Genomic DNA, 22,692 nt, shown 5'->3' on the forward strand with positions numbered 1-22,692 from the left:
TTAGCTTTAACCAAGTTTAGCTATAATTAAATAAATTTTTTCAAAAGGATAAAAAAATGATTAAAAAACTTTCTTTAGTTGTAGCAACCTTACTTATGGGCACTTCTTTAAATGCAGCTACAGTTGCCACAGTTAATGGTAAAAATATTAGCGATACAGAAGTTGCTAAAGAATTTGAATCGATTCTTAGAGGCCGTTCTTTTAGTTCTTTATCTCAAAACGAACAGAGAACTTTAGTGGTTCAATATGTATTAAGAGAATTGATTATTGAAGATGCTAAAAAGCAAAATTTAGAAAAGGATTCATTTTATATTCAAACACTTGAAAAGGCAAAAGAACAGGTATTAGTAAGTACTTATGAGAAAAAAATGTTTGATAAGATTAAAATCGACAATGCAAAAATAAAATCTTTTTATGATAGCAATAAAGATAAATTCGTGGAACCAGCAAGGGTTCAAGCAAGACATATTTTAGTTGAAAATGAAAAAGATGCAAAGGACATTATAAATGAGCTTAAAAATTTCAAGGGTGATGAGTTAAAAACTAAATTTAGCGAGGCTGCTAGGACTAAGTCAAAGGACCCAGGTTCAGCTACAAATGGTGGCGAACTTGGATGGTTTGACCAAAATACTATGGTTAAAAATTTCACAGACGTAGCCTTTTCTTTAAAAAATGGCGAGATGAGCAAGACCCCTGTAAAGACAAATTTTGGTTATCATATTATCCTTAAAGAAAACTCACAAGCTAAAAAACAAAGAACTTATGATGAGGTAAAGGATAGCATTGAAAACGCCTTAAAAGCTGAAGAACTTAGAAAGGTAATGAGTCAAAAGGGCGAGGAATTAGGTAAAGCTGCAAAAGTGGATATTAAATAATGGGCGTTTTAGATATAGTAAAAGCCGGTGTTGTTCAAGGAAATGATTTAAATAAAATTTATGAATACGCCAAGGCAGAAAATTTTGCAATACCTGCTGTAAATGTTGTAGGTACAAATTCTATAAATGCTGTTTTAGAAAGTGCTAAAAAGGTAAATTCCCCTGTCATTATACAATTTTCAAATGGTGGGGCAAAATTTTATGCTGGTAAAAATTGTCCAAATGCCGATGTTTTAGGTGCCATTAGTGGGGCAAAGCATGTTCATTTACTAGCTAGTGCTTATGAGGTACCTGTGATTTTGCACACTGACCATGCTGCTAGAAAATTACTTCCTTGGATAGATGGATTAATTAAGGCAAATGCTGAATTTAAGGCAAAAGAAGGTATGGCTTTATTTAGTTCTCATATGCTTGATTTAAGTGAGGAAAGTTTAGAAGAAAATTTAAGCACTTGTGAAGAGTACTTAAAGAAATTTGAAGAACTTGAAATTTCTTTGGAATTAGAACTGGGTTGTACTGGTGGAGAAGAAGATGGCGTGGATAATACAGGCATTGATAACGCTAAGCTTTATACGCAACCTCAGGACGTAGCCCTTGCTTATGAGAGATTAAGCAAAATTAGTAAAAATTTTACAATAGCTGCTAGTTTTGGTAATGTACATGGTGTTTATAAGCCTGGCAATGTTAGTTTGCAACCTAGCATTTTAAAGAATTCTCAAAGTTTTATTAAGGATAAATTTAAGTTAAATAGCGATAAGCCTATAAATTTTGTCTTCCATGGTGGTAGTGGTAGCGAGTTAAAAGACATTAAAGACGCTGTTAGCTATGGTGTTATAAAAATGAATATAGACACAGATACTCAGTGGGCTTTTTGGGATGGCATAAGAGGTTATGAGCTTGAAAATAGGGCCTATTTACAAGGACAAATTGGAAATCCAACAGGCGATGATAAGCCTAATAAAAAATACTATGACCCACGCGTTTGGTTAAGAAGTGGCGAAGAAAGTATGATTAAACGTTTAGAAATTGCCTTTGAAAATTTAAATTGCATTAATAGAAATTAAGCTTTTAATAGGGTTTAAAATGGATATAAAATCAGAAGAAATTTCAGAACTCATCTTACCTGAGAGTAGAGAGAAAAAGGGATATTTTGTTTATACTAAGATAGTTTTTTTACCAAGTTTGATTTTTTTATTTGTTTTGCTTGGTTATTTTAATTATATTCCCTTCCCTATACAAATTCATACCTTTGTTATGATAGCAATTATTTATGTAGTATCCTTAATCTTTGCTAGACATAACGCAGAATACGCTTATAATATTTTCGAACAACAAAAAGATGAGTTTAAACAAGCCCTAAAAAGCCATATTATGAAGCATTTTTTAACCGTGGGCAAGGATACAAAATCAAATGCAAATTTTGATGACTTTGCATATGAGTATATAAAGGTTGCAAGGAATGAGAAATTCGCAGCAATTGCTCCTAGTGTTTTTCCTATGCTTGGAATTTTAGGCACCTTTATAAGCATTGCTATTTCTTTACCAAATTTTACCTCAAGTGATACAATAGCCTTAGAACAAGAAATAGCACAGCTTTTAAGTGGGGTTGCAACTGCTTTTTATATCTCTATTTATGGAATTTTTTTAGCCCTTTGGTGGTTATTTTTTGAAAAATTTGGTACAAGTAAATTAATCACGCTTTTAAATAGACAAAAAAAATCAACAAGTGGCTTTTTTTGGACCAAAGAAGAATTAGACCAAAGGTATTTAAGCGAAAGCTTACAACATTTTGAAAAAATAGGATTAATTTTTAATCAAGTTAGCAACGAAAATTTCTTCGCTGATTTAGATAAAACCATAGAGAGAAAATTTGATTTATTTAAAGATATGCTTGATAAGGAAGAAAAGACCATTATATTAGGTGCTGAACACATTAAACAAACCATGGCTGAACTTGGTAAATCTCAAAGAGAACAAAGGGATTTAAATAAACTTTATGCTGATATGCTAAATGCTACCAGTGTTTTAAGCCACAATTTAAGAGAGATAAGTACAAGAATGAGCGAGCATTACAATCGCTTATTAGATATAAGCAATGAAAAAACTCAACACCTTGATAAAACGCTTTTAAATTTTGATCAAAGGGTTGAGAGATTTCAAAGAGGTTTTGAGCTTTATGAAAGACATATGCTTGAAAATCAAGAAAAAATCTTTAATGGCTTTAAGGATACCTTAATCGAGGGTATGCATCGTTTTAAAGAAGTTTATGAAGAAGAAAAAAATATAGATTCAAATATTCAAATGATGGATAATCTAAAACAAGAGATTAAGCTTATAGATAGCGAAGCAAGTGCCATGATTTCAAGGCTTGAAGAAGAAAAAGATGAAAAAGTTTTAGAACAAAAAATGAAAGAGGCTAAGGAAGTTAACAATTCTACTCCTGATAATAAAAATAGCGGTGAATAAATGAAAAAAAAAGAAGAAAGTGCTTTTTGGATAGCCTATGCTGATTTGATGGCAGGACTGCTTTTTGTATTTATTTTAATTATCGGGGCTGTGATTGTAAAATATGTCTTAGCTCAAAGTGATTTAAAAGAGATAAAGCAAAGCCTGGATGCCCAAGAAGAACACATTAGATTAAGTAGCGAAGAATTAAAAGTAAAAGAAAATCTCATAGAACAACTTGGAAAAGATTTAAGCAAAAGCAAAGAAGTAGTGGAATTTAACAAATTTGAAAAATTAGTAAAAGATTCAAATGTCTCATTTAATAGCGAAAAAAACGCGAGTTTAGATAGCAAAGACAGGCAAGTTTTGATACTTCTTGGACAGCTTGAAAGAAGAGATGAGATTATACAAGCTTGGCAAGATAAATTTGGCATTGCAAAGCAAAAGGTACAAAATTTAGGCTTACTTCGTACAAATCTTAGTAAAAATCTTAAATTAAAGCTTGATGATTTAGATAATAATATAAGTATAAATGATAAAACAGGGTCTATTGTGCTATCTGCTACGAATTTATTTGGAAAAGATTCTTATGTTTTAAAAGATGAAGTTAAGGTAAGGCTTAGAAATTTTTTAACTAAATATTTTGAAGTGATTTTAAACGATGAAAAACTTTATTTAAATATAGAAAATATACTTATAGAAGGTCATACAAGTAGCGATGGGTCCTATGTTTATAATCTTGATTTATCTCAAAAAAGGGCATATGAGCTTATGAATTTTATTTATACCTTTAATAAAGACAATAAATTACATAAATTTTTAATCGCAAGTGGCCGTTCTTCTTCTGTGCCTATCCTTAAAAACGGCGTTGAAGATAAGGATGCAAGCCAAAGAATGGAGATAAAATTTATCATTAAAACAAATTATGCCTTAAAAGACTTAGAGAATTTTTTTGAATTTAACTAGAATTGACAAAATTAAATTTAAAGGTTTTGAATTTTATGTTAAAAGAGATGATGAATTAGGTTTAATTAATGGCAATAAGGCTAGAAAATTAGCCTTTTTTATGTCTAAAAATTATCCAAAAGGACAAGGCTTTTTAAGCTATGGTGGAACGCAAAGTAACGCTTTACTAGCCTTGGCAATCTTTACTAAACAAAGAGACTATAAATTAAATTTTGTTCATGCTAAAATCTCAAATTTTTTAAAAAATAATCCTTGTGGAAACTACCTTTATGCCTTAAATTATGGCACAAATTTTATAGAAAATACTTCAAAATTATCCTTAAAAGAATTTGCCTATTCTTTAAAAAAAGATAATGAATTTTTTTTAAATGAAGGTATTGCTCAAAATGAGGCAGAATTTGGATATAAGGAACTTGCAAAAGAGATTGAATTACAAGCTAGAAATTTAAACATAGAATTTGATATATTTTTGCCATCAGGAACTGGCACCTCTGCAGCTTTTTTGGCAAAACATTCTAAATTTAAGGTTTTTACCACTTTTTGCGTGGGTGATGAAATTTATTTAAAGGACCAAATTTTAACGCTTATTAAGGATTATGATTTTTCAAATTTGCATATTTTAAGCTTAGATAAAAAATATCATTTTGCTAAGCCTTATGCTGAATTTATTAAAATATATAAAGAAATTTTAAAACAAACTCAAATAGAATTTGATTTATTATATGATAGTCTTGGTTTGCTTTGTATTTTAAAACACAAAAATATTTTTAAAAATCCACTTTTATACATACACCAAGGAGGGCTTATAGGCAATATATCAATGCTTAAACGTTATGAATTTAAAAAATTTATGTAAAAATCGCCAAATATATTATTTTTCATTTAATTTTTATTGACCTTTAACGCTAAATTTACTAAAATAAATGATTATTAAAATTTAAAGGCTTACCATGGATGAAATTATCGTAGCTGATGATACTTTAATAACCTCAAAAACAAACTTAAAAGGCGATATAATTTATGCAAATTCAGACTTTTTAAAATACGCAGGTTACACAACAAAAGAAATTTTATACAAACCTCACAATATAGTACGCCATAAAGATATGCCAAAGGCTGTTTTTAAATGTTTATGGGATTATATTAAACAAGGCAATGAAATTTTTGCCTTTGTGAAAAATAAGGCTAAAAGTGGGCAGTTTTACTGGGTATTTGCAAATATCACGGCTTCTTTTAATGAAAGTAAAGAAATTATAAATTATTATTCTGTTCGCCGTGCCCCAAATAGAAAGGCCTTGCCTATCATAGAAAAGCTTTATTCTTCTATGCTTGAAGCTGAAAGCAAGGGTGGCATAAAAGCAGGTGTTGATACCTTGTTAGAGGTGGTAAATTCGCATAAAATGACCTATAATCAATTAATCTTACACTTACAAAAAAACGCAAGGTAAAAAATGAAAAATCTTATTATTTTAGGCTTAGTGCTTAGTTTTTGTGGTATTGTATCTAGTTTTTTTAATGCTTATATTTGTTTAGTATTTTTTATACTTTTGCTTTCTTTGTTTATATATACTTTGTTTTATTATTCGAATTCGCAAAGCATGATAGATAAAATTTTAACCCTTTCAAAGCAATTACAGCAAGGAAATTTCGACAGCAGGGTTGTTTATACTAGTAGCAAGGATAAAAAGTTAGCTACTATTGCAAATTGTTTAAATGATATGATAGACGAACTTGAGGCGTATTTAAGAGAGATTAATACCTCTATTATGTGCTCTCAAAGACATGAATTTTATAGAAAGGCATTGCCACAAGGTTTAAAGGGAATTTTTGCCCATAATATTGATTTTATAAACGAGGCCCTTGATAATATAGAACTTACTTCAAAATCAAGTGTAAAAAATGCCCTTTCAAAGTCCTTAATGGATTTAAGCCTAAGTAATCAAAATAAAGATATGGTTGAAATTTCAGACACCCTAAATAAAGATATTGTTTATATGCAAGATGTGCATAAGGTGGTAAATTCAATAACCGAGGTATCTAATGAAAATGGCAAGGATGTTGATGAATTACAAAGTTCTATAACTTCACTTTTAGATATGGTAGATTCAAGTAAGCAAAGCGTGGAAACTTTTGGGGTAAATTCTCAAAATATAGTTTCAATCGTTGATGTTATCAAAGATATAGCCTCTCAAACAAATTTACTTGCCCTTAATGCAGCAATTGAGGCGGCTAGAGCAGGAGAACATGGCAGAGGTTTTGCAGTGGTGGCTGATGAAGTAAGACAGCTTTCAGAAAGAACGCAAAAATCAACAAATGAAATAGCCATAGGCATTCAAACCATGCAACAAGATTTTACAAGTATACAAGAAAATAGCCAACAAATTTTTGATATAGTAAAAAATGCAGAAGAAAAGATAAATAATTTTTCTCACGCCTTTTCTAGGCTTGAAAATCATAGTTCATCGCTTTTTGGTGGCTTTAATGCCTTTGCAAAAAGGCTTGTTTTATCTGTTTTAAAGCTTGATCATATTTTATATAAATCAAATGTGTATTTAAGTTTAAATGGAACGCAGGACTTTGATTGTTTAAGTATCGACCCTATTTCTAAATTTTGCAACGAAAAAAAGGCAAAAGAAGTTATCTTTGAATATGTTAGCGAAGAAGAATTTAACACTAGTAAAAATATCATACAAAGCAAGGCAAAAGAAGCAATTAGTACTTCTAAGTTAACGATTGACCAAAATGCTTGTGATTTGATACTTAAAGACATAAAGATACTTGAAGAACAAAGTAACGAACTTTTAAGAAAATTAAAAGAATGATTAAGCTTAATTATTAAGTCAAATTTAGTTAAAAATATATTATAATCGCAATCTTTAAATAAATTTAGGATAAATATGCAAAATAATTACGATATTATAGTTATAGGTGGGGGTCATGCTGGTATAGAGGCTAGTTGGGTAAGTGCTAAAATGGGTAAAAAAACACTGCTTTTAACTACCTTGATAGAACAAATCGCAGCTGCTAGTTGTAACCCTGCAATAGGAGGACTTGCTAAGGGGCATTTGGTTAAAGAACTTGATGCACTTGGTGGCTTAATGCCCTTAATTACCGATGAAGCAGGAATTCAATTTCGTATTTTAAATGAAAGTAAGGGTGTAGCTGTTAGGGGTAGCAGGGCTCAAATTGATATGGACCAATATAAAATAATAGCCAGAAACAAGCTTTTAAGGCTTAAAAATTTAGATATTTCTCAAGAACAAGTTCTTTCTTTGATCATTGAAAATAACGAAGTTAAAGGCCTTAGCACAAATTTACAAAATAATTATTTAGCTAAAAAAATAATTCTTACAACAGGCACCTTTTTAAATGGGCTTATACACATAGGAGAAAATAAGCTTGAATCAGGTAGGGTTGGGGAATTAGCCTCTATAAATTTAGGCAATTTTTTAAAACAAAGTGGGCTTAAAATGGGTCGTTTGAAAACTGGTACCTGTCCTAGGGTTAATGCAAAAAGTATTGATTTTAGCGTTTTAGAACTTCAAAATGGGGATGAGAATCCAAAGCCTTTTAGTTTTCGTTCCAAAAATTTTAATCCCACTCAACTTCCTTGCTATATAGCAAGAACAAATAAAAATACTCATGAAATAATCAGGTCAAATTTTTATAGGGCTCCACTTTTTACAGGGCAAATTGAAGGGGTGGGGCCTAGGTATTGTCCTAGTATTGAAGATAAGATTAATAGATTTAGTGACAAAGAAAGCCACCACCTGTTTATAGAACCACAAACTAAGGATGCGACAGAATATTATATAAATGGCTTTTCAACCTCTTTGCCTTATGATGTGCAAATTTCAATGCTAAGAAGTATAAAGGGCTTTGAAAATGCTGATATTACGCGTTTTGGCTATGCTATTGAGTATGATTATATTGAGCCCACTGAACTTTATCATAGCTTAGAAACTAAGAAAATTAAAAATTTATATTGTGCAGGGCAGATTAATGGTACTACAGGCTATGAAGAAGCAGCAGCACAAGGCTTTATGGCAGGTATTAATGCAAGTTTAGCAATTGATAAAAAAGATGCCTTTATTTTAGGACGGGACGAGGCCTATATAGGTGTTTTGATTGATGATTTAGTTACAAAGGGGACAAAAGAACCTTATAGAATGTTTACTTCAAGGGCTGAATTTAGACTGCTTTTAAGAGAGGAAAATGCTATTTTAAGGCTTGGAGAATATGCTTATAATTTTGGACTTTTAAGCGATGATGAATTTAATTTTATTAAAAATATTCGCTCAAATTTAAATAAGGCAATGGATTTTTTACTTAATAAAGAATTAACCCCAAATAATGAAAATAACGCTTTTTTAGCCAGTATAAATGAAGAAAAAATTACTTCTATAATAAGTTTGCAAAAAATAGTAGCAAGGATAAGTTTTAACATAGATAAGCTAAAAAAACTTGATACAATGTTTGAAAATATGGATAATTATTCTTTAAATGAAATTTTAAACGAGGCAAAGTATTATCATTATATTTGCATACAAAAGCTTCAAGTTGAAAAAATGAAAGGCTTAATATCTTTAAAAATCCCTAAAAATTTTGATTTTAAGGCATTAAGTGGGCTTAGTAATGAAGTTGTAGAAAAGCTTGAAAAATTTCGTCCTCAAACCCTTTTTGCAGCCTCTCAAATCAGTGGTATAACCCCTGCAGCACTTGATATTTTACAAATTCATATTAAAATGCACAAAAAATAATTAAAATAAGGTTTGTGGATTTGCCTTTTCTTCCTTATCGTGAGGTAATTTCATACCACCTAATAAATGAAAATGCAGATGAAAAACTTCTTGTCCACTATTTTTACCACAATTTGTAATTAAACGATAACCACTTTTATCAACGCCTAGTAAAACAGCTAATTCTTGTATAAATTTAGTCATTTTTGCCATAAGTTCAGGTTTAAATTCTTGGAAATCTTTAAAATGCTTTTTAGGGATAATTAAAATATGAATAGGAGCCCTTGGGTGAATATCATGAAAGGCTAGAAAATCATTATCTTCTAAGACTTTATTAGAAGGTAATTTACCCTCAATTATCAGTTCAAAAATGGTTTTTTCTCTCATCGTTTATCCTTTGTTGAAAATGAATTTTGCATAATTATACTTTAAATAAGTTAAATTTTTATGCTTAATTTAAATTAGTTTTTAATAAAATTAGCATTTAAAACAAAAATTTAAAGGGTTATCATTGCAAGAGTTAATAAAAAAGGTCTTAGAATGTCAAACTTTAAAGGACTTGGAAGAACTTAGGGTTTTTGTACTTGGAAAAAAGGGCATTTTAACGCAAGAATTTGCTAAATTAAAAGATTTAGATAATGAGAAAAAAAAGGAAGTTGCTGTAAGTTTAAATGAGCAAAAAGAAAGCTTTAACAAGGCCTTAAATTTAAAGATTAAGCAACTTGAAGATATAGAACTTGAAGCAAAAATGCAAAAAGATGCAATGAGTTTTCATTATTTTGATGAAAATGTTAAAACAGGGGCCTTGCATCCTATTATGGCTACCATGGATAAGATTATAGAATACTTTGTTTCTTTAAATTTTAGCGTTGAAAGTGGTCCATTAATAGAAGATGATTTTCACAATTTTGAAGCCTTAAATTTGCCTATTACTCACCCAGCAAGAGATATGCAAGATACCTTTTATTTTGATGATAAAAGACTTTTAAGAACTCAAACTTCTCCTGTTCAAATTCGCACTATGCTAAGTCAAAAACCACCCATTCGCATGATAGCACCGGGGGCTGTTTTTAGAAGGGATTTTGATATAACTCATACCCCTATGTTTCACCAAGTAGAAGGGCTTGTAGTAGAAGAAGGACAAAGGGTAAATTTTGCAAATTTAAAAAGTGTTTTAGAAGAATTTTTACATTACATGTTTGGAGATGTTAAAATTCGTTTTAGACCTAGCTTTTTTCCTTTTACAGAACCTTCTGCAGAAGTTGATATAAGTTGTGTTTTTTGTAAGCAAAATGGTTGTAGGGTATGTAAGCACACTGGTTGGCTTGAAGTTTTGGGCTGTGGGGTGGTTGATCCTAATGTATATGATTTTGTTTCTTATAAAAATGTTAGTGGTTATGCCTTTGGACTTGGGATTGAACGTTTTGCGATGCTACTTCATCAAATTCCTGATTTAAGGTCTTTGTTTGAAGGAGATTTAAGGTTATTGGAGCAATTTAGATGATAATTACAAAAACTTGGTTAAATGAATGGATAGATGTAGAATATAAAAGTTTAAATGAGCTTAGCAAGACCTTAAATTCCCTTGGCTTAGAAGTTGATAGTGCTACTCATTTAAGGGCACCTGATAAAGTAGTAATAGGGCTTGTAAAGGAAAAATTTAAGCATGAAGACTCAGATAAATTAAATGTTACTAAGGTTGATATAGGTAGTGAAATTTTACAAATTGTTTGCGGGGCTCCAAATGTAGAGACTGGGCAGTTTGTAGCAGTGGCTTTAAAGGGTGCTATAATGCCAAATGGTATGAAAATTTCAAAGGCAAAATTAAGAGGTATTGAAAGCTGTGGAATGATTTGTTCATCAAGTGAGCTTGGTTTTGCCAAGATTAATGATGGCATTATGGTTTTAGATGAAAGCATTGGAAAATTAGAACTTGGCAAGCCTTTAAATGAATATAGTCTTTTTAATGATTTTATAATCGAGGTAGAATTAACGCCAAATAGAGGCGATTGTTTAAGCATTTATGGCATTGCAAGGGATTTAGCCACGGTTTGGAATTTAGAATTTAAGAAAAATGCTGAATTTAACGAAAGCGATAATGTATTAGGTATAGGCAGAGTGCTAAGGATTATCACTCAAAAGGATATAAATTCGCTTTTTATGTATAGGGCGATTGAGATTAAAAATAATGTTAATGTTAGCTTATTAATGCGTTTAAGATTAGCACAAATTGAGTTTTTAGGTAAAAATTCTATTGAAAATGTGCTTAATTACGCCACGTATTCAACAGGCGTTTTATTTAATGCCTATGATTTTAATACATTGAGTAAGGATGGCAAAGAAATAACTCTTCATTTAAATAAGGATGAAAATGGTGCTACAAAGGTGCTTTGTGATGAAAAATTGCTAAGTGTAAGTGGAATTTTTCAAAGTGAAAAACTGCTTTTAAATGAAGAAGAAAAAATTGTCATTATAGAGGCAAATTATACGGACCCAGTTTCCATTGCTTTAGCAAAAAATTCTTATAAAAAGCACGATGAAAACTCACTTTATAGGAGTTTTAGAGGAAGTGAGCCAAATTTAAGTTTGGGTATGAATTTTTTACTTAAAAACCTTGATAGCTCCCCTGATATTATGATTTATAGTTCATCGCAACACTTTTTAGAATATAAAGAAAATCCAATAATTGCCGTAAATATCGATATTATAAATAAAATCATAGGGCAAGAAGTTCACAAAGATGAAATTTTTAAAATCCTTAAAAAACTTGGTTTTACCCTAATAGTAGCAAATGAAGGACCTATCAATGTTAAAGCCCCACTTCACAGAAGTGATATTAAAAATTTAGCTGATATTTGCGAAGAAATAGTTCGCATTATAGGCATTGATAATATTACTTCAAAGCCACTTGAATTTGTAGAAACAAATAGGATAAATGATACCTTTAAGCTATATAAAGAATTAATGAATTTAAGATTAAGAGCAGTTAGCAATGGCTATTTTGAGAGTTTGCACTATGTTTTAGATAATGAAAGCGAACTTAGCGAACTTGGTTTTGAAAGGGTTAATTTAAAACTAATCAATCCTATCACAAATGAATTAAATGCATTAAGAAGTACGCTTTTAAACCACCTTTTAAATGCAGCAAGTTTTAATATAAAAAATTCTAAAAAGATTATTAAACTTTTTGAATCAGGGGCTTGTTTTGATAAAGATGCTAATGAAATTCACCATTTAGCCTTTATACATTGTGGTTTTAAAGAAGAAGCAGGTATTAAAAACCATGCTAAACCCGAACTTGTAAATTTTTATGATTTTTTAACAGATATAAAAAATATAGTAGGGGATTTTAGCTTAAAAGAATCAAAACATAGCTTTTTAAGCTCCTTTGAACAAGCTGATATTTATATAAAAGGACAAAGGGCAGGTTTTGTAGGACGTTTGCATTTGGGTTTAGAAAATAAAAAAGATTTGTTAAAAACCTATGTTTGCGAACTTGAGACGAAATTTTTAAGATTAAAGCATAAAAATGTTAAGCCTTATTCTAAATTTCCAAGCATAAATAGGGATTTAAGCGTTTTAATTCCAAAGGGTTATGTTTATGAAAATATTAAAAATGCCATTGAAAACTTAAATTTAGATATTTTAGAACATTTTAAAATAGTTGATATTTATAGCGATGAGAATTTAAAAGATGAATACAGTTTGACTATAAATTTTTCTTTTAGAAATTTAGAAAGAACCCTAGAAGATGAAGAAGTAAGCCTTTGTATAGATAAAATTTTAGAAAAATTAAAAGAGTTGGAGTTAAAACTAAGATGAAAGTAAAGCCTTTAAAAAAATTTAATAAAATTATAGAAAATATAGCATCTGATAAAAGTATTAGTCATCGTTTTGCGATTTTTTCTCTTTTAGCTGGCGAACAAAGTAGGGCTAAAAATTATTTATTAGCACAAGATACACTCCATAGCTTAGATATTGTAAAATCCTTAGGGGCTAAGGTAAAACGCAAAAAAGATGAAGTTATAATAAATCCACCAAGCACAATTACATCGCCAAATTCTATCTTAGAATGTGGAAATTCAGGCACAACTATGCGTTTAATGATAGGCTTATTAAGTGGAATTAAGGGCTTTTTTGTATTAAGTGGGGATAAGTATTTAAATAATCGACCTATGAAAAGAATTAGTAAGCCTTTAAGTGAGATAGGGGCAGTTATTTATGGAAGGGACAATGCAAATTTAGCCCCACTTTGCATAATAGGACAAGACTTAAAAGCCTTTGATTATAAAAGTAAAATTTCATCAGCACAGGTTAAAACAGCTATGATTTTAGCGGGGTTTAAGGCAAGTGAGGTTAGTAAATTTAAAGAAGTTAGTTTAAGTAGGAATCATAGTGAAAATATGTTAAAGGCTATGAACGCTCCTTTAAAAATTTCACAAGATGAACTAAGTATTGAAATTTCGCCACTAAATAAGCCTTTAAGTCCACTTAATATTACTATCCCAAATGACCCATCTTCTGCTTTTTATTTTATTTTAGCAGCCCTAATAATACCAAATTCGAAGATAAGGCTTAAAAATATCTTGCTTAATCCTACTCGTATTGAAGCTTATAAGGTATTGCAAAAAATGGGTGCAAATATAGAATTTATCGTTGATAAAAATACAAATTTTGAAATAGTTGGAGATATAATAGCTAAAAGTAGCCACTTATCAAGCATTGAAGTTAGTGAAAATATAGCTTGGTTGATAGACGAGGCACCCGGCCTTGCAATAGCCTTTGCCATGGCAAAAGGAAAAAGCATTTTAAGTAATGCAAAGGAATTAAGGGTTAAAGAATGTGATAGAATTTCTTGTGTGGTTACAAATTTAAGGGCCTTTGGGATTGAGGTAAATGAGTTAGATGATGGCTTTGAGATAATTGGAGGAAGACCTAAATTTGCAAGAGTTAATAGCTTTGGAGACCACAGAATTGCTATGAGTTTTGCTATTTTAGGCTTAGTTTGTGGGGCTTATATTGAAGATGATGAGTGTATAAAAACCTCTTTTCCAAATTTTAAGGAACTTTTAAAAAGCTTAAATAAATAAAAATGAAAATAGAACTTGCTAAAAATTATGGTTTTTGTCCCGGGGTAAAAAGGGCTATTGTAAAGGCTGAAAGGATAAAAAATGCGGCTACCATAGGACCTTTGATACACAATAACGAAGAGATAAAAAGACTAGCTAAAAATTTTAATGTAAAAACCTTAAAGGATATTAGAGAATTAAGCGATGAAAAAAAGGCTATTATAAGAACTCATGGCATTACAAAGGATGATTTGGCTGAACTTCAAAAAAAAGATATTGAAATTTATGATGCAACCTGCCCCTTTGTTTTAAAACCTCAAAGAATTTGCGAAGAAATGAGTAAGGAAGGCTATGAGGTGGTAATTTTTGGCGATGAAAATCACCCCGAGGTAAAGGGTGTTAAAAGCTATGTTAGCACTAAGGCTTATGTGGTATTAAATAAAAAAGAACTTGAAAATGTAAAATTACCTAGCAAAATAGCTGTCGTAAGTCAAACTACAAAAAAAATCCAAGAATTTATAGAGATAGTAAATTTTTTAATGCTAAGGGTAAAGGAAGTTCGCGTTTTTAACACAATTTGCGATGCTACCTTTAAAAATCAAGAAGCCATTACAAATTTAGCTAAGAAAAGCGATATTGTTATCATTGTAGGTGGAAAGCATTCTGCAAATACAAAGCAACTTTTTTTGATAGCTAAAAGATACTGCAAAAAAAGTTATTTAATAGAAAATGAATTTGAGCTCAAAAAAACTTGGTTTAAGAACAAAAAACATTGTGGAATCAGTGCTGGGGCATCTACGCCTGAGTGGATTATTCAAAAGGTAATTGATAAAATTGAGAGCTTTGAAATTGAAGAAAATTTATAAAATACTCAAAAAAATCAAGTAAAATTAACGCTATTTAAAGAATTTTAGTGTAAAATACAAGGAATTTTTCATTTTTTTAAAAGGACCACGATGAATGAGGCGAACAAAGAAGTTCAAACAAATGACTATGAGTATCAAGAAGATGTCGATTTTGGACAGGTTTTAGATGCTTTTAATAAATCTAGATCTGATACTACTGAGGGTAAGATTGTAGATATTAAAAACGATGAAGTGTATGTTGATATAGGCAAGAAATCAGAAGGTATTTTAGCTATTAGTGAAATACAAGATGAAAATGGGACTTTGACCTTTAATAAGGGCGATTTGATTAAGGTAGCTGTAGTTGGCTCACGTGGTGGTAAAGCACTGCTTTCACATAAAAAGGCTTTAAGAAAAGAAAAGGTAGTTGAATTTATTAAAAACTACAAAGAAGATAGTGAACAAATTTTTGATGTTAAGGTTGTTGGTAAAAATAAGGGTGGATTAGTTTGTGTTGATGATAAGGGCGTTGAATTTTTCTTACCAAAATCTCAATATGGCTTTAAGGAATCAAATAATATCATAGGAAAAAGCTTTAAGGTTAAAATTCTTAAAATTGATGAAGATGCCCAAAGTATAGTTATTTCAAGGAAAAGAATTTTAGATGATGAAAGAAAAAAACGCAAAGAAGTTATTAATAATGTAGTAGAACAAGAAGGTGCCATTGAAGGAACGATTAAAAAAATAACTACTTATGGAATGTTTGTTGATGTTGGTGGGGTCGATGGGCTAGTGCATTATAGCGAGGTTTCTTATAAGGGACCTGTAAATCCTAGTGCTTTATATAAGGAAGGCGATAAAGTGCCTGTTAAGGTGATTAAGTATGATAAAGATAGAAAACACCTTTCACTTTCTATAAAGGCGGCCTTGCCTGATCCATGGAGCGAGATAAAGGATAGCTTAGAGATCGGCGATACCATTAAGGTTATAGTTTCAAATATCGAACCTTACGGGGCTTTCGTGGATTTAGGCAATGATATAGAGGGCTTTTTGCATATTAGCGAAATTTCTTGGGATAAAAATATTAAAAATCCAAAGGATTATATAAGCAAGGGTCAAGAAATAGATGTTGAAGTGATTGAAATAAATCCAGAAAACAGACGCCTTAGGGTTTCTTTGAGAAATTTACTTGCTAAGCCTTTTGATAATTTTGTTAAAAATCACAAGGTAGGTGATATTTTAGAAGGCGTTGTAACTTCTATAACAGCCTTTGGGGCCTTTATAAAGCTTGATTATATAGAAGGCTTATTACATAACGAGGATGCTTCTTGGAATAGAAGTGATAAGTGCAAGGATTTATTTAAGGTTGGAGATAGTATTAAGGTTAAAATTATTAAAATCGATGAAGAAAATCAAAAAATTTCACTTAGTACTAAAGAATTAAACGAAAGTCCGGCAGGTACTTATTCTCAAACGCATAAGGTAGGAGATATAGTAAAGGGCATTATAAGGGATATTAAAGATTTTGGTGTTTTTGTTGAACTTAACAAAAATGTCGATGCTTTAATTCATAAAGAAGATATTAGTGCTTCAATGCTTGAAAAATTAAGCGTTGGAGAAGAAATTGAAGCAGCTATTGTATTTATAGATGAAAAGAAAAATAGAATTCGTTTAAGCGTTAAGAATTTGGTTAAGATGAAAGAACGCGAGGCCTTAAATGAGATTAATAGCGATGATAAAATGACCCTAGGTGATATTATAAAAGACCAGCTAAGTTAAGATGAAAAAATATACCCTTTTTGGGATTTTAATCGCCTTATTATGTATTTTATTATTTGTTGTTTTTTATTTATTATGGGAATTTAGGGCTAGTGCAAATTCTTTGCCTCGTTTTACTCACGATGAAAATACAAGCACTGCTTTAATAAAGCAAGAAAATGATGAAAATGCTTGGCAAAGAGAACTTTCTCAATGGACTACTAAGGACTTTGTACCCGCAGCAGAACAATATAGCCTTTATTTTGACGCAGACACAAGCGAGTTAAAAGAGAAGAATCAATATTTTCAACTTATCGTAAATAAATATGATATTTATTCTATGTTTTGTTTAAGGCAGATTTTAAATTCTTTTAATGTAAAATATTTTTTAGTAAAATCAGGAGAAAGCCCTGAAATTTTCATAGATACAGGCAATAAAAAGCTAATTGATGAGATTATACAAGAACTTAAAAAATATAAAATTAATACCCAGGCTAAGGAGATATGGTTATGAAAAGGAAGATTATAGTATGTGATGCGATTTTAGATAAGGGAGTAGAACTTTTAAGAAATGCCGAAGATATCGAGCTTATCGATGCTACAAAGCTTTCAAAAGATGATTTAATGCCCTTATTAAAAGATGTTGATGTTGCCATTACTAGAAGTTCAACAGATGTTGATGATAGATTTTTAAGCCATGCAAATAAGCTTAAAGCTGTCGTTCGCGCAGGTGTTGGAGTAGATAATATAGATATACAAAATTGTTCTAAAAGAGGCGTAATCGTTATGAATGTACCTACTGCAAATACCATTGCAGCAGTAGAACTTACCATGGCACACCTTTTAACTTCGGCAAGAAGTTTTGTAAACGCTCATAATTTTTTAAAATTTGAAAGAAAATGGGAACGTGAAAAATGGTACGGCATTGAGTTAAAAGATAAAACTCTAGGCATTATAGGCTTTGGAAATATAGGTTCAAGAGTAGCTGTTCGTGCAAAGGCCTTTGGAATGAATATTATTGCTTATGACCCTTATATTCCAGCATCTAAGATTACAGATTTAGAAATGACTTGTGTTAAACACTTAGATGAAATTCTAACAAAAAGTGATTTTATAACCATTCATACCCCAAAAACTAAAGAAACTAATGGCATGATAGGGCTTAATGAATTAGCTAAAATGAAAGATAAAATTCGCCTTATAAATTGTGCTAGAGGTGGTTTATACACAGAAGAAGCACTTTGTGAGGGTTTAAAAAGTGGTAAAATTGCTTGGCTTGGCATTGATGTTTTTGAAAAAGAACCAGCCACAAATCACCCACTTTTAGAATTTGAAAATATTTCAGTTACCTCTCACCTTGGGGCAAATACCTTAGAAAGTCAAGAAAATATCGCCATACAAGCCTGTGAAAATGCCTTAAATGCAGCTAGAGGCATAGTTTTTGCAAATGCTTTAAATTTGCCTATAAAAACAGAGGATTTGCCTCCTTTTGTGGAACCTTATATAGAACTTGTTTCTAAAATGGCATTTCTAGCAGCCCAGCTTGATAAAAGTCCTATAAAAAGTATAAAACTTGAAGCAGAGGGTAAAATAGGCGAGTATACAAATTCAATGCTTACCTTTGCAGCAGTGGGGGCTTTAAATAGCATTTTAGGCGAGACTATTAATTATGTAAATGCTGAATTTATCGCAAAAGATAAGGGCATAGAATTAGCTTGTGAAACCTTGCCAAATAGTGGTTATAATAATAAATTAAGCGTAAAAATTTCTACTGATAATAGTGTGGTTAGTGTTTCAGGCACCGTGTTTAACGAAGATGAACAAAGAATTGTTGCCTTAAATGGCTTTAAGACGGATTTTAAGCCAAAGGGAAAAATGCTAGTCTTTAAAAACAAAGATATTCCAGGCGTTATTGCTACTATTAGTTCAGTTTTAGCTGAAAATAATATAAATATAGCTGATTTTAGGCTTGGACGAGATGGCTTTGGTTATGCTTTGGCTGTTGTTTTGGTTGATGAGTGTATAAATCAAAAGGTGCTTGATATTTTAAATGAACTTGATGCTTGTGTTTTTGTAAAATATGTCGAAGTTTAGTCATTTATGGCACTTATTGAACTAATTAAAGCTAGTAAAAAATTTGGCGAAAAAATTATTTTAGATGAGATAAATTTTAGTGCTAATGAAAATGAAAAAATAGCCATTATAGGCAAAAATGGCGAGGGCAAATCGACTCTTTTAAAGGCTATTTTTGGCACCTTGCAGCTTGATAGTGGAAGAATTATAAGGCAAAATGATAAAAGCATAGCAATGCTTGCTCAGCAAGTTGATTTTAATACAAATTTAAGCCTTGATGAACTTATAAATAAAAATTTGAGTGAAATTTATGAAGCCTTAAATAAATATGAAAACCTACAAGCAAAACTTGCCACACATTTAGATAATAAGAATTTGCATAAAGAAATTAATAATTTAATTAATTTTATTGAAAGCAAGGATGCTTGGAATATAGAACAAAAAAAAGAACGTTTTTTAAAGGAATTTAAGCTTTTTGAGTATAAAAATAGACCTATATCAAGTTTAAGTGGTGGGGAAATTCGCAAGATTAATCTTTGTATTTTAGTACTTCAAAACCCTGATGTTTTGTTGCTTGATGAACCAACTAATCACCTTGATGTTTATATGTGTGAATTTTTAGAAAAATTGCTTAAAAACTCAAAAATTTGCGTTATTTTTATATCTCATGATAGATATTTTATAGATAATGTCGCTAGTCGTTGCGTTGAGATTGAAGGTGGTAAAATCAGTTTTTTTAATGGAGGTTATGCTTATTATTTAGAAAAAAAGGCACAAATTCTAGTCTCTTTATCAAAAAGCTATGAAACCTTAATAAAGCATTTAAAAGCAGAAGAGGAGTGGTTAAGAAGAGGGGTTAAGGCTAGGTTAAAAAGAAATGAGGGTCGTAAGGAGCGTATTTTTAAGATGCGTGAGGAGGCAAAGAAAAATCCTGGTGAAATAAAAAGATTAAAGCTAGAACTTTTAAGGGCAAATTCTAGTATTCAAAAACCAAATTTTAATAAGCAAAAAATGATTTTTGAACTAGTTAATGCTAGTAAAATCATAAATAATAAAATTTTATTTAAAAACTTTTCTACGCGTATTTTGCAAGGTGAAAAAATAGGCATTGTCGGGCAAAATGGCTGTGGTAAATCTACTTTTTTAAAGATTTTGTTAAATTTAGATAAATTAAGTAGTGGCGAGATCAAAAATGCAGATATTAAGATAGGTTATTTTGACCAAGCAAGGGCTATGTTAAATTCGGATAAAAGCTTAATAGAACTTTTTTGTCCAAATGGAGGGGATAGAGTGCAGGTTAGAGGCCATGATATGCATATTTATGGCTATTTGAAAAGCTTTTTATTTCCTAAGGAATTTTTAAGCCAAGCTGTATCTGTGCTAAGTGGAGGAGAAAAAAATCGCGTAGCCTTGGCCTTGCTTTTTACAAAAGATTACGACGTGCTTATTTTAGACGAACCTACTAATGATTTAGATATTGCAACTATAAATATTTTAGAAGAATATTTAATGGAATTTAAGGGTGCTTTAATCTTTGTTTCTCACGATAGATATTTTGTAGATAAATTAGCAACCAAGCTTTATGTCTTTGAAAATGGTGTTATTAATATAGAACATATGTCTTATACTCAGTATTTAGAAAGAGAATTTGAACTAAGAGAATTTGATGATTTTGTATTAAATTTAGAAAAAGAAAAAGGTGCTATAAAAGAAAAACAAAATAAAAAATTAAGCTATAAGCAAAATGAAATTTTAAACTTATACCCTGAAAAAATAGAACTTTTAGAAAAAAAGATTAAAAAGTTAAATTTAGAACTTTCAAAAACAAGTGATTATGAAAACACAAATAAGCTTTTTGAAGAATTAAAAACACTTCAAAACGAATTAAATAATTTAGAAAACGTATATTTTGAGGTCTTAGAATTTAGCGAAAGTTTATAAGTTTAAAATTTAACTACCCTAAATTTTACTTCTTGCTTACTAAGGTTTAAAAAAGATTCTAAGGACAAAATTATTTTATCAAGGCTTAAATTCTTAGCTATAAAAACTAGTTTTGAGTTTTTTTCTTCGCTTTTAATATGAGTTGGTGGATAGATTAAATGACCTACACCGTTTATGTTAATAAGGGTATTTTCTCCAATATCAAGTAAGCCCTTTACGCGTAAAATTTTATCTCCATATTTATTCAAAAGCATACTAAGCCAAATGCTAAAAAGATTCCAATCAATAAAATTTTCAAAATAAAAACAAAGAGAATTTATATCGTCGCTGTGTTTTTGTGTATCTTCAATATTAATTTCTTGGTGTTTTGTGTTAATTAAATCATCAAAGTTAAATTCGGCTTTTTTTATGAGTTGTATGCTTGAATTTAAGCCCTTAATTACCTTGCTTAACTCATTTATATCTGGGTTTAAATCACATTTTGTAAGTAAAATACAATCACTTATAATTATTTGATTAAGAGCTTCTTCGTTATTTTTAATATGTTCTATGCCATTTAACGCATCAACGCAAGTAATTATATTTGATAGTTCAAAATGATTACTTAAAAATGGGTCGGTTAAAAAGGTAAAGATTATAGGGGCAGGGTTTGCAAGACCTGTTGTTTCAATGATAACCCTTTGTAATTTTTGATTGTTTAAATCCATTTTATCTAGTATATTTTTAAGGCTAAGGGCTAGGTCTTCCCTGCGTTTACAACACATACAACCAGAATTTAAAAGCAAGGTTTTTTCCCTTACAAATTCGCTTTTAATCAAAATATCATCAAGGGCGATTTCACCAAGTTCATTAACTATAACTGCTATATTTTCATTTTTTTTATCTTTTAATAATTCTTGTAAAAATGTAGTTTTGCCACTACCTAAAAAGCCAGTTATTATATGAGTTGAAATTTTAGGCATTTTTTCTTTTTAAAAAATTTAATAAATTCTCATCCAAGGCATCAAATTCGCATTTTTCAAGCTCACTAGCCTTAAACCATAAATCACCTAAATCATTTACGATAACATTTTGACCCTTTTTATTGCTTAAAATATATTTGCTTCCTTGCCAATCTGCAAGTTTTAAGGCATAAAATTCTAAAATTTTATTTAAAATGGCTACCTTTTGAAGTCTAGTTTTCATTCTATCTTTTTGATTTTCACCAGCTGTTATTAAGCTTTTTTTATCCTTAAAATTCGTATCACTCCAATGGAAAAAGCTTATCATTTCACCACATAAAACACACATTTTATTACCTTATAAATTAAATTCCTTAGCCTTATACTTCATAAACCACAAATAAGCAAAATTTAATAAAGGAGTATGAATAAGATTTTTAATAAAATCATCAAATTTATTAACCTTAACATAGATTATCTCAATTTCTTCGTTATCAACCCCACCTCCATTTGAAATTTTATCACTTTCATCAATGCTGGCAAAAAAGAAAGATTGTTTGCTAACGCCTGAACCAAAACCTGTATAAAAATCTCCAATTTTTTCTAAATTCTTAGGCAAATACCCAACCTCTTCTACGCACTCTTCTTTTGCTATATCTTCAAGGCTTAAATTTTTATCTACAAGACCTGAACAAAGTTCTATAGTAAAGCCCATATTTTCATCTTTTATATAGCTTTTATCGTTATTTTGGTGAAACCACATAGGAATTCTAAATTGTCTTACAAAAATAAAGCTTTTTAAGCTAGTATGATATAAAAAAACAGATACGCTATCTTTTGGTTGTATAAAATCCCAAGTACAAAGCTTACCCTTGCTTATATAGCTATATCTTTTTGGTTTTATGTAATTTGACCCGGTAAAATTTTCTTCTTTTAGATTTGTAAAAGCCATTATTTGTCCTTAGGTACAAAACATGAAGGTGGTGTCCCGTGTTGGGATCGAACCAACGGCCACCTGATTAAGAGTCAGATGCTCTACC

The 22,692-nt window shown here is 30.4% G+C and carries 20 protein-coding genes; 16 read left to right on the plus strand and 4 right to left on the minus strand.

All coding sequences use genetic code 11. The features are described from left to right. Positions 1 to 59 precede the first annotated feature (59 nt). The 8 genes from FMM58_RS05205 to mnmG all read left to right on the plus strand — a co-directional run bounded on the left by FMM58_RS05205 (position 60) and on the right by mnmG (position 9,046). Positions 60 to 875: a peptidylprolyl isomerase gene (locus FMM58_RS05205; RefSeq protein WP_150180477.1), complete on the plus strand. Its 816-nt coding sequence runs from the start codon at positions 60 to 62 to the stop codon at positions 873 to 875. Beyond that, positions 875 to 1,939 carry a class II fructose-bisphosphate aldolase gene (gene fbaA / locus FMM58_RS05210; RefSeq protein ID WP_150139968.1) on the plus strand — a complete coding sequence of 355 codons (1,065 nt, stop codon included), beginning with the start codon at positions 875 to 877 and terminating at the stop codon, positions 1,937 to 1,939. The genes FMM58_RS05205 and fbaA overlap by 1 nt, the downstream gene beginning before the upstream one ends. Before the next feature lie 19 nt (positions 1,940 to 1,958). Continuing rightward, positions 1,959 to 3,341 (plus strand): MotA/TolQ/ExbB proton channel family protein, encoded by a 1,383-nt coding sequence (locus FMM58_RS05215; RefSeq protein ID WP_150139969.1) that lies wholly within the window; start codon positions 1,959 to 1,961, stop codon positions 3,339 to 3,341. Next, positions 3,342 to 4,286 carry an OmpA family protein gene (locus FMM58_RS05220; RefSeq protein WP_150139970.1) on the plus strand — a complete coding sequence of 315 codons (945 nt, stop codon included), beginning with the start codon at positions 3,342 to 3,344 and terminating at the stop codon, positions 4,284 to 4,286. Continuing rightward, positions 4,273 to 5,142: a 1-aminocyclopropane-1-carboxylate deaminase/D-cysteine desulfhydrase gene (locus FMM58_RS05225; RefSeq protein WP_150139971.1), complete on the plus strand. Its 870-nt coding sequence runs from the start codon at positions 4,273 to 4,275 to the stop codon at positions 5,140 to 5,142. The genes FMM58_RS05220 and FMM58_RS05225 overlap by 14 nt, the downstream gene beginning before the upstream one ends. 94 nt (positions 5,143 to 5,236) lie before the next feature. After that, positions 5,237 to 5,734, plus strand: a complete 498-nt coding sequence (locus tag FMM58_RS05230; RefSeq protein WP_150139972.1) for a PAS domain-containing protein — start codon at positions 5,237 to 5,239, stop codon at positions 5,732 to 5,734. 3 nt (positions 5,735 to 5,737) lie between these two features. Continuing rightward, positions 5,738 to 7,108, plus strand: coding sequence for a methyl-accepting chemotaxis protein (locus FMM58_RS05235; protein WP_150180471.1), 1,371 nt, complete (start codon positions 5,738 to 5,740; stop codon positions 7,106 to 7,108). Positions 7,109 to 7,183: 75 nt separating this feature from the next. Further along, a complete protein-coding gene (mnmG, locus tag FMM58_RS05240) occupies positions 7,184 to 9,046 on the plus strand; it encodes a tRNA uridine-5-carboxymethylaminomethyl(34) synthesis enzyme MnmG (RefSeq protein WP_150139974.1) in 1,863 nt (620 codons plus the stop codon). Here mnmG and FMM58_RS05245 read toward each other — a convergent pair whose 3' ends face one another. Then, complete coding sequence (locus tag FMM58_RS05245; protein WP_150139975.1) at positions 9,047 to 9,412, minus strand: histidine triad nucleotide-binding protein; 366 nt, start codon at positions 9,410 to 9,412, stop codon at positions 9,047 to 9,049. A gap of 124 nt (positions 9,413 to 9,536) precedes the next feature. Between FMM58_RS05245 and pheS the strand changes: the two genes are divergently transcribed. The 8 genes from pheS to abc-f all read left to right on the plus strand — a co-directional run bounded on the left by pheS (position 9,537) and on the right by abc-f (position 20,711). Continuing rightward, entirely contained in the window at positions 9,537 to 10,529 is a 993-nt protein-coding gene (gene pheS, locus FMM58_RS05250; RefSeq protein WP_150180472.1) for a phenylalanine--tRNA ligase subunit alpha, read from the plus strand. Further along, a complete protein-coding gene (pheT, locus tag FMM58_RS05255) occupies positions 10,526 to 12,847 on the plus strand; it encodes a phenylalanine--tRNA ligase subunit beta (protein WP_150180473.1) in 2,322 nt (773 codons plus the stop codon). Before pheS ends, pheT begins: the two co-directional genes overlap by 4 nt. After that, complete coding sequence (aroA, locus tag FMM58_RS05260; protein ID WP_150180474.1) at positions 12,844 to 14,115, plus strand: 3-phosphoshikimate 1-carboxyvinyltransferase; 1,272 nt, start codon at positions 12,844 to 12,846, stop codon at positions 14,113 to 14,115. Before pheT ends, aroA begins: the two co-directional genes overlap by 4 nt. Positions 14,116 to 14,117: 2 nt before the next feature. Beyond that, positions 14,118 to 14,960, plus strand: a complete 843-nt coding sequence (locus FMM58_RS05265) for a 4-hydroxy-3-methylbut-2-enyl diphosphate reductase (RefSeq protein WP_150139979.1) — start codon at positions 14,118 to 14,120, stop codon at positions 14,958 to 14,960. Between the two features lie 90 nt (positions 14,961 to 15,050). Next, positions 15,051 to 16,718, plus strand: coding sequence for a 30S ribosomal protein S1 (locus tag FMM58_RS05270; RefSeq protein ID WP_150139980.1), 1,668 nt, complete (start codon positions 15,051 to 15,053; stop codon positions 16,716 to 16,718). 1 nt (position 16,719) lies between these two features. Next, entirely contained in the window at positions 16,720 to 17,211 is a 492-nt protein-coding gene (locus FMM58_RS05275; RefSeq protein WP_150139981.1) for a hypothetical protein, read from the plus strand. Further along, positions 17,208 to 18,791, plus strand: a complete 1,584-nt coding sequence (gene serA / locus FMM58_RS05280) for a phosphoglycerate dehydrogenase (protein ID WP_150139982.1) — start codon at positions 17,208 to 17,210, stop codon at positions 18,789 to 18,791. The genes FMM58_RS05275 and serA overlap by 4 nt, the downstream gene beginning before the upstream one ends. A gap of 6 nt (positions 18,792 to 18,797) precedes the next feature. Further along, positions 18,798 to 20,711, plus strand: coding sequence for a ribosomal protection-like ABC-F family protein (gene abc-f / locus FMM58_RS05285; RefSeq protein ID WP_150180475.1), 1,914 nt, complete (start codon positions 18,798 to 18,800; stop codon positions 20,709 to 20,711). A gap of 2 nt (positions 20,712 to 20,713) precedes the next feature. Here the strand turns inward: abc-f and FMM58_RS05290 are convergent, their stop codons facing one another. From FMM58_RS05290 to FMM58_RS05300, 3 genes are read right to left on the minus strand one after another with little or no spacing between them, the layout of a single operon-like run. Further along, positions 20,714 to 21,673 carry a CobW family GTP-binding protein gene (locus tag FMM58_RS05290; protein ID WP_150139984.1) on the minus strand — a complete coding sequence of 320 codons (960 nt, stop codon included), beginning with the start codon at positions 21,671 to 21,673 and terminating at the stop codon, positions 20,714 to 20,716. Beyond that, the gene (locus FMM58_RS05295) at positions 21,666 to 22,001 is read right to left on the minus strand and encodes a hypothetical protein (protein ID WP_150139985.1); all 336 of its coding nucleotides are present in this window, start codon (positions 21,999 to 22,001) and stop codon (positions 21,666 to 21,668) included. The genes FMM58_RS05290 and FMM58_RS05295 overlap by 8 nt, the downstream gene beginning before the upstream one ends. 9 nt (positions 22,002 to 22,010) lie before the next feature. Then, entirely contained in the window at positions 22,011 to 22,604 is a 594-nt protein-coding gene (locus FMM58_RS05300; RefSeq protein ID WP_150139986.1) for an NUDIX hydrolase, read from the minus strand. Between the last annotated feature and the right edge of the window lie 88 nt (positions 22,605 to 22,692).

It is taken from the genome of Campylobacter sp. LR291e, assembly GCF_008633915.1.
Taxonomy (GTDB): Bacteria; Campylobacterota; Campylobacteria; order Campylobacterales; family Campylobacteraceae; genus Campylobacter_D.

Excerpts from the sequence above, each read along its gene's own strand:
- fbaA (WP_150139968.1), top strand. The coding sequence starts at position 875 with ATGGGCGTTTTAGATATAGTAAAAGCCGGTGTTGTTCAAGGAAATGAT.
- serA (WP_150139982.1), top strand. The coding sequence starts at position 17,208 with ATGAAAAGGAAGATTATAGTATGTGATGCGATTTTAGATAAGGGAGTA.
- FMM58_RS05275 (WP_150139981.1), top strand. The coding sequence starts at position 16,720 with ATGAAAAAATATACCCTTTTTGGGATTTTAATCGCCTTATTATGTATT.
- FMM58_RS05215 (WP_150139969.1), top strand. The coding sequence starts at position 1,959 with ATGGATATAAAATCAGAAGAAATTTCAGAACTCATCTTACCTGAGAGT.
- mnmG (WP_150139974.1), top strand. The coding sequence starts at position 7,184 with ATGCAAAATAATTACGATATTATAGTTATAGGTGGGGGTCATGCTGGT.
- FMM58_RS05265 (WP_150139979.1), top strand. The coding sequence starts at position 14,118 with ATGAAAATAGAACTTGCTAAAAATTATGGTTTTTGTCCCGGGGTAAAA.
- abc-f (WP_150180475.1), top strand. The coding sequence starts at position 18,798 with ATGGCACTTATTGAACTAATTAAAGCTAGTAAAAAATTTGGCGAAAAA.
- pheT (WP_150180473.1), top strand. The coding sequence starts at position 10,526 with ATGATAATTACAAAAACTTGGTTAAATGAATGGATAGATGTAGAATAT.
- FMM58_RS05295 (WP_150139985.1), bottom strand. The coding sequence starts at position 22,001 with ATGTGTGTTTTATGTGGTGAAATGATAAGCTTTTTCCATTGGAGTGAT.
- FMM58_RS05300 (WP_150139986.1), bottom strand. The coding sequence starts at position 22,604 with ATGGCTTTTACAAATCTAAAAGAAGAAAATTTTACCGGGTCAAATTAC.
- FMM58_RS05220 (WP_150139970.1), top strand. The coding sequence starts at position 3,342 with ATGAAAAAAAAAGAAGAAAGTGCTTTTTGGATAGCCTATGCTGATTTG.
- aroA (WP_150180474.1), top strand. The coding sequence starts at position 12,844 with ATGAAAGTAAAGCCTTTAAAAAAATTTAATAAAATTATAGAAAATATA.
- FMM58_RS05245 (WP_150139975.1), bottom strand. The coding sequence starts at position 9,412 with ATGAGAGAAAAAACCATTTTTGAACTGATAATTGAGGGTAAATTACCT.
- FMM58_RS05290 (WP_150139984.1), bottom strand. The coding sequence starts at position 21,673 with ATGCCTAAAATTTCAACTCATATAATAACTGGCTTTTTAGGTAGTGGC.
- FMM58_RS05230 (WP_150139972.1), top strand. The coding sequence starts at position 5,237 with ATGGATGAAATTATCGTAGCTGATGATACTTTAATAACCTCAAAAACA.
- FMM58_RS05235 (WP_150180471.1), top strand. The coding sequence starts at position 5,738 with ATGAAAAATCTTATTATTTTAGGCTTAGTGCTTAGTTTTTGTGGTATT.
- FMM58_RS05270 (WP_150139980.1), top strand. The coding sequence starts at position 15,051 with ATGAATGAGGCGAACAAAGAAGTTCAAACAAATGACTATGAGTATCAA.